Genomic DNA, 7,443 nt, shown 5'->3' on the forward strand with positions numbered 1-7,443 from the left:
TTCTTAACTGAATAGGATGGTAGAAAGAATATGTCTGATAGAACGTTTATCGAAGAGTTCGACCTTCTTTTGATCGCTAACCAAATCATCCAAGAGCACGATGATTACATCGAGGGAATGCGAGCAACAAGCGTAGAAGAAAAAGAAGGTGTTTTAGTTTTTAAAGGTGAATACTTCCTTGATGACAAAGGTTTACCAACTTCAAATACGACTGCAGTATTCAATATGTTTAAATACTTAGCGCATCACCTTTCTAAGGAATTTACGCTGGTTAAATAGTATTGGGAAACAAAAAAGCCAGAGTGTTATTCACTCTGGCTTTCCGGTTTCAGGTCAGAATATTTAGCAGCTTAAAGCCTTAAGTTTGTCGAAGTAGTCAGGGAACGTTTTCGACGTACACTTTGGATCGTTAATCGTCACAGGCGTATCACTAAGTGCCACCAGCGAAAAACACATCGCCATTCGATGATCATCGTAAGTATCAATCGCAGCATGCTTTAACTGAGAGACAGGTTTGACGATGATGTAGTCTTCCCCTTCTTCCACTTCCGCACCAACTTTACGTAACTCAGTCGCCATAGCTGACAAACGGTCTGTTTCTTTTACACGCCAGTTATAAACGTTACGAATAGCGGTAGTGCCTTCGGCAAATAGCGCTGTTGTCGCGATGGTCATTGCAGCATCAGGGATATGGTTGTAATCCATATCAATGCCTTTTAATTGACCAACACGTGAAATTACGTAGTCATCACCCCATTCAATTTCTGCACCCATTTTTTCAAGCGCATCAGCAAATTGAATATCACCTTGAATGCTGTTTTTACCGATACCCGTGACTTTAACTTCTCCGCCTTTGATGGCTGCCGCCGCCAAGAAGTAAGAAGCAGAAGACGCGTCACCTTCAACCAAGAAATCGCCTGGAGCGATGTATTGCTGACCGGCTGGGATCACAAACTCTTGATAGTCGTTGTTGATCACATCGACTCCAAACTGCTTCATGATATGCAGGGTGATATCGATATAAGGCTTAGAAACCAAATCGCCTTCGATGTTGATGCGAATTTCACCTTCAGCCAATGGCGCAGACATTAAGAAAGCGGTCAAGAACTGACTTGAAATGGACCCATCGATAGAAACTGTACCTGCTTTTAGGCCAGTACCAATTATTTTGAGAGGCGGAAAGTTCTCGTTTTCCATGTACTCAACGTTCGCACCAGCATCTTTCAGTGCCGTGACAAGGTGACCAATTGGACGCTCTTTCATACGAGGTTCGCCCGTCAGTACATACTCCCCTTCTCCAAGACAAAGAGCCGCAGCTAATGGTCGCATCGCAGTGCCAGCATTGCCGAGAAATAACTCTACCGGCTCTGAGACAGAAAACGGGCGCCCAAGGCCGTCAACGAGACATTCTGTTTTATCTTCGGAAAGTTGGTATTGAACGCCTAGTTTAGTCAGCGCATTCAGCATATGGCGAATATCATCACTGTCGAGGAGATTAGTAAGGCGAGTTCTGCCTTTAGCAAGAGCAGCAAGTAAAAGAGCTCGATTAGAAACGCTTTTAGAGCCAGGAAGGTTCACTTCCCCTTGAATTTTATTGATAGGTTGTAACGTTAGGCTTTCCATTAAAAGTTGATAATCCTTTGTGCCCTCAACATACGATTTTTTATGAGGGCTAAACAATTCTTCGTGAATTCAGACTACCCAAAAAAACACGACAAAACCAGAGTAAATCGGCGCTAATTTATGAATATCCTCAAGCAGCCTAAAGATACAGAATTAAAGGCATTGCCAGCGATGTAAATAAGAGCGAAAGAAGCACGGCGAAACAGCAAACTATTTCGACTTGATTTGACAATAAGCCAGCCCGACTGTACATGCTTGATTAGGCTTCGTTAGGCTAAAACAACCTAGGGTTAATAAGTGATATCAACCCTGACTCCATCATCAAAATATAAAATACGAACTTCATCCCCTCGACTAAATAACATATTTTTATCAACATCTTGGATGACATTAATTAGCTTATCACCCTTCACTTTGATGAGTAGCTCAACTAACTTATATTCAACCGTGTATTGGTAATTACTTTGGTTTTGAGCAACTGCGGCACCTGCAAGCGCACCCACTGCCGTCGCGACTTCTCTTCCCGTACCGCCACCAAATTGATTACCGACTAAACCACCGATAGTGGCACCAAGTAGTGTCTTCCAACCGTTACTTTTCGATTGAACAACCTCTTGTTGAGTAATATAACGGACAGAGTCAATCTTCCCGTAAACTACTTCATTAACTGGCTTGGCAACATTTCTTTCATAGGCTGCGTTGGCGACAAGTGGTAAAAACAGTATGATCCCAAGCCATACTTTTACGATATTTCTTAACCAGGTCATCATAAACTCCTCTGACTCCAATGTTGGTAACGACTTCTTATGGCTATTTATTTAACTGAACTCGATGAAACGTTCAACTTCCCCTCACCCTATAAAGCACTCAGCGACCCCAATGGTTTGCTGGCTTTTGGTGGTGACTTAAACCCCATGAGAATCCTCAATGGTTACTATCAAGGCATTTTCCCTTGGTATGGTCCTGGTGAACCTATTTTATGGTGGAGCCCTTCTCCGCGCGCCGTGTTTGACCCATTGCAGTTTAAGCCATCTAAAAGTCTCAAAAAATTTCAGCGTAAACATAACTATAAAGTAACACTCAATTTCGCGACAGAAGAAGTGATTAGACTATGTTCTTCAACACGCCCTGCAGAGGAAACATGGCTCAACGAGGAAATGCAAGCTTCCTACATTGAGTTAGCCAAACTTGGTCACTGTCACTCTGTAGAAGTATGGCATGACAACAACCTGATTGGCGGACTATATGGCATCTGCGTGGGCCAACTTTTTTGCGGGGAGTCGATGTTTAGCCTAAAAGATAACGCATCCAAAATTGCATTGTGGTACTTATGCAACCATTTGGCGTCAAAGCAAGGTCAATTAATCGATTGCCAAGTTATGAATTCTCACTTGGCATCACTTGGCGCATTTGAACTTGAGCGTGACGAATTTATGCAAAAACTACTATCTTTAAGAGAAAAGCAAACACTATTTGATGCCTATCAGCCCCAAGTTTTGCAGGATTCAGTATGAGTACGGATATACAACATATTCGAATAGGGTTGACGAATAATCACCCTTGTAGTTATTTGCCTGAACGGCAAGAGCGGGTTGCGGTGGCGCTTGATGAAAGGCTGCATACTGAAGAAAATTACCAGTTGCTCATGGCTAACGGTTTTCGTCGTAGCGGAGATACCATATATAAACCGCATTGCGAGCATTGCACCGCTTGCCAGCCAATTCGAGTCTCGATTCCAGACGTTAGACTATCAAAAAGTCAGAAGAGGCTGCTTAATAAAGCACAGTCTTTACGCTGGGAAATGAAACCTGAAATGGATGAGGAATGGTTTGAGCTTTACAGTCGGTACATCTGCAAACGGCATAGAAACGGCACTATGTACCCACCAAAGCGTGATGAGTTTGCTCGATTTGCTCAAACCAGCTGGCTGACAACGTCGTTTTTACACATTTACGATGAATCAGATCAATTGCTCGCCATTGCAGTGACAGATTTGATGCCTCAATGCTCGAGTGCTTTTTATACTTTTTTTGACCCTGACTACGAGTTATCTCTTGGCACGTTAGCAGTGCTTTATCAAATTAAATACTGCCAAGAAAACAAACAACAGTGGCTATATTTGGGATATCAGATTGATGAGTGCCCAGCAATGAGCTACAAAACACGCTTTCAACGCCACCAAAGGCTAGTAAATCAGCGTTGGCGAGGGTAGAATACGCCTCAACTTTACATAATTACTATTTAGCGGCAGAATATAGCCCGCTAATATTGCCTAATTTCTAAAGAGGATTAAATGGCTAAAGAAGACGTAATCGAGATGCAAGGCACAGTCCTTGACACTCTACCAAACACTATGTTCCGTGTTGAACTTGAAAACGGTCACGTTGTGACTGCTCACATCTCTGGCAAGATGCGTAAGAACTACATCCGTATCCTAACGGGTGACAAAGTAACTGTAGAGATGACTCCATACGACCTGTCAAAAGGCCGCATCGTCTTCCGCGCTCGTTAATCTCTGATTTTCGGATGCAATAAAAAACGGAGCAAGCTGCTCCGTTTTTTATTGCACAATTTTTTCCGATTTAGTTCAGATAAAAAAGCGCACGATCTTCTCGTGCGCTTTTACGTTTGTTACCGACTAACGATTAATGCATCGCTGTCTCTTTCTCACTTAAGTATTCAAACTCAAGCGTATCGTTGACCAGCGTTACTTTCACTGTACCGCCGTCAACTAAAGACCCAAACAACAGTTCGTTAGCCAAAGGCTTCTTAAGCTGTTCTTGGATAACACGCCCCATTGGGCGAGCCCCCATAGCTTTGTCATAACCTTTATGTGCTAACCAATGGCGAGCGTCTTGCGATACTTCCATTGAAACGCCTCTCGCATCAAGTTGCACTTGCAGTTCAACAATGAACTTATCAACCACTTGATGGATAACGCTTTCATCAAGGCTGTTAAACCAGATGATGTTATCAAGACGGTTACGGAACTCAGGAGTAAACACCTTCTTAATTTCCGCCATTGCATCGTGACTGTTGTCTTGTTGAATCAAACCAATTGATTTCTTCTCGGTTTCCGCCACACCTGCGTTAGTTGTCATAACAAGAATGACATTACGGAAGTCTGCTTTGCGACCATTGTTGTCCGTTAGCGTACCGTTATCCATGACTTGCAACAACAGGTTAAAGATATCAGGGTGCGCTTTTTCAATCTCATCAAGTAATACGACTGAATGTGGGTGCTTAATAACAGCATCGGTTAGCAAACCACCTTGGTCATAACCGACATAACCAGGAGGCGCACCAATTAAGCGACTTACGGAGTGACGCTCACCATACTCAGACATATCAAAACGAAGTAGTTCGATACCTAGAAGCTTAGATAACTGCACCGTCACCTCTGTTTTACCAACCCCTGTTGGGCCTGCAAACAAGAATGAACCAACGGGTTTGTTGTCTACACCTAAACCTGCACGTGTCAGCTTGATCGCCTCGGATAATGCATCAATCGCATTATCTTGACCGAATACCAACATCTTCATTTTGCTATCTAAGTTTTTCAAAATGTCTTTATCTGAAGAAGAAACCGACTTCTCTGGAATTCGCGCCATTTTGGCAACCATTGATTCGATATCAGCCACTCCGACCGTTTTTTTACGACGGCTTGCAGGAGCAAGACGACTACGAGCACCAGCTTCATCAATGACATCAATGGCCTTATCTGGTAGATGGCGTTCATTAATGTATTTAGCCGACAGTTCTACCGCGGCACGCAGTGCTTTATTGGTATAACGTACTTCATGGTGAGCTTCGTACTTCGGCTTCAAGCCCATCAAGATTTTAGTTGTATCATCCAATGAGGGCTCTACAACGTCTATCTTTTGGAAGCGGCGAGACAACGCACGCTCTTTCTCGAAAATGTTGCTGTATTCTTGGTATGTCGTCGAACCAATACAACGCAACTTACCGCTACTTAAAAGAGGCTTAATAAGATTTGCTGCATCGACTTGACCACCAGATGCCGCGCCTGCACCGATGATGGTATGTATTTCATCGATGAACAAAATGGCATCTTCTTCTTTTTCAAGTTGTTTCAAAATCGCCTTGAAGCGCTTTTCAAAATCACCGCGATATTTGGTACCAGCGAGCAAAGAACCAATATCTAGTGAATAAATCACGCTGTTTTGAATAACCTCAGGGACCTGCCCTTCGACAATTCGCCATGCAAGACCTTCCGCAATGGCTGTTTTACCAACCCCTGCCTCACCCACTAGTAGTGGATTATTCTTGCGGCGTCGACAAAGTACCTGAATAGTGCGCTCTAACTCTTTATCACGTCCAATGAGTGGGTCGATGTTTCCATCTTTAGCGACTTGATTAAGATTCGTCGCAAAGCTTTCTAGGCGTTCTTCAGAATTAGGCTCTTCAACACTTTCTGAGCTAAACGAGTCTGATGATGAATCCTCACCTGCACCTGATGCTTTAGTAATACCGTGGGAGATGAAGTTAACAATATCTAATCGGGAGATGTCATTTTTCTTCAGTAAGTAAGCGGCATGCGACTCTTGTTCACTGAAGATAGCAACAAGCACGTTGGCGCCTGTTACTTCATTACGACCAGACGACTGTACATGAAAGACGGCGCGTTGTAGTACACGTTGAAAACTCAAAGTCGGCTGCGTTTCACGCGTCTCATCACTATCTGGGATAAGAGGCGTAGTTTGATCGATGAAAATATCGAGTTCGTTGCGTAAAGCGTCAAGATCCGCCTTACAAGCTAGAAGGGCTTCCTTAGCTGCATCATTTTCCAACAATGCAAGTAGGAGGTGTTCGACAGTCATAAACTCGTGGCGTTTATCGCGCGCCCGAGCAAATGCACCGTTAAGGCTTGACTCTAGTTCTTTATTTAGCATAAGTACCTCCCGAAAAAACAACTGGGGTTGTTCGAGCAAGTCTTCTTTGTTTACGCTTGCTCCATAGTGCAAAGTAGCGGATGTTCATTTTCCCTTGCGTACATCGTAACTTGCGCTACTTTTGTTTCGGCAATTTCTGCGCTGTATGTGCCGCAGATTGCCTTTCCTTCATAGTGGACCTGAAGCATGATTTGAGTTGCTTTATCAATATCATGTGAGAAAAATCGCTCAAGCACCTCTATGACGAAATCCATAGGTGTATAGTCATCATTATTGAGTACGACATTGTACAGCTTAGGTGGCTGGACTTTCGTACTTTCTCGCTCCAGAAGATCAGAGTCCGGAGTGACCCATTCAAAATTTTTACTCATGGCAATCTAAAGATATCGTATCAAAGGGTTGATGTTTTCGACCTATAAAAACAATCTACCACAAGCGTGCAACGCGGTGTAGTGAGTTATGGCACCGAATTCGATCTTTGATCGATAAAAGTTGCTACCTAATATAGAGACTAATGCACGTCTTGATACGGCGCAAATAAAAGATGCTTGTCGATAAGTTACACATTTTTTCTTATAAAAGAACTTTCTATTTATTGCTTTCGGACTATTGCAAACCACCCCATCATCTTCTATCTGGATCACACTTCCTCATTGAGAATACGGTAATTATCACGAAAACTTCATTTTTTATTCAGTCAGAGGATTCTTCTACCATAAGCAACACGGACAGTATGGCTTTTTCAGTATGAACCACTTCATAGGCAAATTGACTAAACTTCTGCGTATATACGAAAAACTGTTTGCAACTTTGTTAATCTCAAAAGTGATTTGTTTTCAATTATGTTTCTGTTTGTTGCTCACTGCTATTGACTGTCGAAATTCATTGACTACAGTGGAAAGTGTCG

General features: G+C 42.9%; 8 protein-coding genes. 4 read left to right on the forward strand and 4 right to left on the reverse strand.

Annotation, left to right across the window (positions count from 1 at the left end; all coding sequences use genetic code 11):
- Positions 1 to 30: 30 nt before the first annotated feature.
- Positions 31 to 279: a YciN family protein gene (locus IQR33_RS17760; protein ID WP_005387884.1), complete on the forward strand. Its 249-nt coding sequence runs from the start codon at positions 31 to 33 to the stop codon at positions 277 to 279.
- Positions 280 to 342: 63 nt separating this feature from the next.
- Here the strand turns inward: IQR33_RS17760 and aroA are convergent, their stop codons facing one another.
- Positions 343 to 1,623 carry a 3-phosphoshikimate 1-carboxyvinyltransferase gene (aroA, locus tag IQR33_RS17765; protein ID WP_017634728.1) on the reverse strand — a complete coding sequence of 427 codons (1,281 nt, stop codon included), beginning with the start codon at positions 1,621 to 1,623 and terminating at the stop codon, positions 343 to 345.
- Positions 1,624 to 1,913: 290 nt separating this feature from the next.
- Positions 1,914 to 2,390 carry a glycine zipper 2TM domain-containing protein gene (locus IQR33_RS17770; protein ID WP_005378348.1) on the reverse strand — a complete coding sequence of 159 codons (477 nt, stop codon included), beginning with the start codon at positions 2,388 to 2,390 and terminating at the stop codon, positions 1,914 to 1,916.
- A 39-nt stretch (positions 2,391 to 2,429) separates the two neighbouring features.
- Here IQR33_RS17770 and aat point away from each other — a divergent pair, with 39 nt between their 5' ends.
- From aat to infA, 3 genes are all read left to right on the forward strand, one after another.
- Positions 2,430 to 3,137 (forward strand): leucyl/phenylalanyl-tRNA--protein transferase, encoded by a 708-nt coding sequence (gene aat, locus IQR33_RS17775; protein WP_005387881.1) that lies wholly within the window; start codon positions 2,430 to 2,432, stop codon positions 3,135 to 3,137.
- The gene (locus IQR33_RS17780) at positions 3,134 to 3,835 is read left to right on the forward strand and encodes an arginyltransferase (protein WP_047100846.1); all 702 of its coding nucleotides are present in this window, start codon (positions 3,134 to 3,136) and stop codon (positions 3,833 to 3,835) included. The genes aat and IQR33_RS17780 overlap by 4 nt, the downstream gene beginning before the upstream one ends.
- An 81-nt stretch (positions 3,836 to 3,916) precedes the next feature.
- Entirely contained in the window at positions 3,917 to 4,135 is a 219-nt protein-coding gene (gene infA / locus IQR33_RS17785; RefSeq protein ID WP_001040192.1) for a translation initiation factor IF-1, read from the forward strand.
- A gap of 133 nt (positions 4,136 to 4,268) precedes the next feature.
- On the opposite strand, the gene clpA is transcribed toward infA, so the two are convergent.
- A complete protein-coding gene (gene clpA / locus IQR33_RS17790; protein WP_005387879.1) occupies positions 4,269 to 6,536 on the reverse strand; it encodes an ATP-dependent Clp protease ATP-binding subunit ClpA in 2,268 nt (755 codons plus the stop codon).
- A gap of 50 nt (positions 6,537 to 6,586) precedes the next feature.
- Positions 6,587 to 6,907, reverse strand: coding sequence for an ATP-dependent Clp protease adapter ClpS (gene clpS / locus IQR33_RS17795; RefSeq protein ID WP_005378419.1), 321 nt, complete (start codon positions 6,905 to 6,907; stop codon positions 6,587 to 6,589).
- Positions 6,908 to 7,443 lie beyond the last annotated feature (536 nt).

The organism is Vibrio sp. OPT46, assembly GCF_015163535.1.
GTDB lineage: Bacteria > Pseudomonadota > Gammaproteobacteria > Enterobacterales > Vibrionaceae > Vibrio > Vibrio alginolyticus.